The organism is Paraburkholderia sp. 22099, assembly GCF_052045835.1.
GTDB lineage: Bacteria > Pseudomonadota > Gammaproteobacteria > Burkholderiales > Burkholderiaceae > Paraburkholderia > Paraburkholderia terricola.
On the sequence record NZ_JBQEPU010000082.1, the window covers coordinates 1 to 1,256 of the forward strand.

Below are 1,256 nucleotides of genomic sequence, written 5' to 3' on the forward strand. Positions count from 1 at the left end.
ACCAGCAGTCAGAGTAAATATCGAAACCCCCGCGTCGCTGCGCTCCGAACGTCCAGCTTCGCGCGAAACCGCTGTCCACCTTCACGCGAAACGCGTGTCCAGCTTCCACGAATTACGCAAGCTGGAGAGAGCGCGTATGACGGAGCGCCAGGGTAACGCTGGCGCTGCAACTGGCTGAACCGGTCGCCGCATGCAGCGCAGCTGGCGTGCGGCACTATAGGATGTGGTCCACGGAAAACAACGGCTGACTGGCGGCCTCGTACATCAGAAACAGCATGCGCGACTTCTGGCCGCCAACAGGAGGATGCCGGATGTGCGTCACTACTCACAAAGTGCTGCAGCCTGGCCCACGGCATCCCGGCAGCTTCTGGAACGGGCGCTCGTTCAGGTTCTTGAGCAGTGGGCGGATTGCCTCATTGACCGAGTGAACCGACGCAAACCGGTGATGACGCAGGCGCGCCATGATCCAATTTCGACCACCTGGACCGCAACTTCCACTTTCGGTTTGTCCCTCGGGCGATATACGCGAGCAGGGAGGAATGAGGTACCGTAATGACGCGCAAAGTCCAGCACGGTGTCGCCGGCGCGAGGTTCATAGCGGTCGAGATCGGCAATCATTGCGCGCAGGTTATCCGGCTTCTGTGTCCGAGGCCGTTATGTGGCGATCGACACAGATTTGTACTGCTGTCGGGAAGAGCGCGAATGTCTGGGCACATAACGAGCTACAGCGCGTCGAGCCACTCGATGAGTGCTTTGTCGTCCTTCCAGACTGCACGAGCGCGGGATGCCTCCGAATTAGAAGGGCTTATTTCGCAGGCACGTAACGCTTCGGCCTTGGCGCGTAACGTCAGTTCAGCATAGCGGTTGGTGGTATCGAGGCTAACGTGTCCGATCCAACCACGAATGACGTTGACTTCGACACCGGATTCAAGGAGGTGGACGGCGGCAGTATGTCGAAACAGATGGGGACTCACATGTCGCGGCTGCGGACCGTCCGTGTCCCACGGCGCTGCATGTCGCCGGACTATCTTGTAGATACCAAAGCGCGTCAGGGGGCGGCTTTTTACTGCGCCGAACACCGGACCATTGGCAATGTGCGTTGTTCACCGAGCAGTTGCCGAAGATATGCGTAGAAAGTGGTAAGCGCGCAATAAACCACGTGGCTTGCTCTCAGCGACCGGCTGTGCGTCAGTCTGCGGAGGGGATGAGGCGCCAAGGCAATAGCGCCTCGTAGTCGTCGCCGGTGTTTGCGAGAG

Annotated in this window: 1 protein-coding gene and 1 pseudogene; both read right to left on the reverse strand. The window is 59.4% G+C overall.

All coding sequences use genetic code 11. The annotated features are described in order from the left end of the window. Positions 1-349: 349 nt before the first annotated feature. Positions 350-651: pseudogene (locus ACTJLC_RS31715) on the reverse strand (IS21 family transposase); the annotation flags it as partial. Between the two features lie 71 nt (positions 652-722). Next, on the reverse strand, positions 723-1,079 hold the full coding sequence (locus ACTJLC_RS31720) for a tyrosine-type recombinase/integrase (RefSeq protein ID WP_440846413.1): 357 nt from the start codon (positions 1,077-1,079) through the stop codon (positions 723-725). Between the last annotated feature and the right edge of the window lie 177 nt (positions 1,080-1,256).